Source organism: Calothrix sp. CCY 0018 (assembly GCF_963920925.1).
Taxonomy (GTDB): Bacteria; Cyanobacteriota; Cyanobacteriia; order Cyanobacteriales; family Nostocaceae; genus Rivularia.
In genome coordinates, this window is the sequence record NZ_CAWUDI010000123.1 from 1 (window position 1) to 953 (window position 953).

The window sequence follows — 953 nt, forward strand, 5'->3', positions numbered from 1 at the left end:
TGTACCTTTGTTACTCCTTATTTTTTCTTATTACCCCGATTTACTGAGCGCATACTATTCTTGTTTCTGCTGCTGTGGCTGATTATTTGGAGGAAGAAGAAATTATTAAGGGTAAACCGTTAGAGTTGAAGGGAATAGATGAAACAGTTCTAACTTTCGCCGTAACTCCAGAGATAGTCGTGCGTTCGCTAGAATAAAAGACAGGTTATTCGGGGAAACGTTAATTAGAACTATTTGCCCCATTTTAATCGCGGTAGGATGTATCAGAACGCCCGCTATTTTACCGATTTTTAGTATTTAGTATAGATAATATATATAGATATATGACACAATCGGTTGTAGAAAAAACTTCAATTCCAGAAAAAACCTGGAGACGACAAACCGATTCACCAACATGGTGGATTGCCTTTTTGTGTGGTTCACTTATCTTGCATCTACTGGCGTTCTGGCTTATAAGCTTACATAAACTTTCTGCATCACAATCCGGCTCCGCTTCGGCTATTCCAATTGAATTTATCGAAATTTCTCCACAAAAACCACCGCAAGCTAAGCCAGAACCAAAGCCTAAACCAGTTTTACCAAAGCCATCCGCAAAGCCTATTGTTCCTCAAAACTCACAACCTGCTGTTAATCCCAGCGCAGTTAAACCTCCTGTAATTACGAATGATAGGGATGCTATTGCTTTTAACAATCAAAAAATCGAACAGCAACAGCAGCAAGAATTAGCCGACAAACAAGCAGCCCAAGAATTAGCCGACAAACAAGCAGCCCAAGAATTAGCCGACAGACAAGCAGCCCAAGAATTAGCCGACAGACAAGCAGCCCAAGAATTAGCCGACAAACAAGCAGCCCAAGAATTAGCCAACAAACAAGCAGCCCAAGAATTAGCCGACAAACAAGCAGCCCAAGAATTAGCTGACAGACAAGCAGCCCAAGAATTAGCTGACAGACAA

General features: G+C 41.3%; 1 protein-coding gene and 1 pseudogene. Both read left to right on the top strand.

The genetic code is table 11. The annotated features are described in order from the left end of the window. The first annotated feature begins 74 nt into the window (after positions 1-74). Entirely contained in the window at positions 75-197 is a 123-nt protein-coding gene (locus tag ACM03V_RS34430; RefSeq protein WP_414625305.1) for a hypothetical protein, read from the top strand. 126 nt (positions 198-323) lie between these two features. Next, positions 324-953 (top strand): annotated as a pseudogene (locus ACM03V_RS34435) (hypothetical protein); the annotation flags it as partial.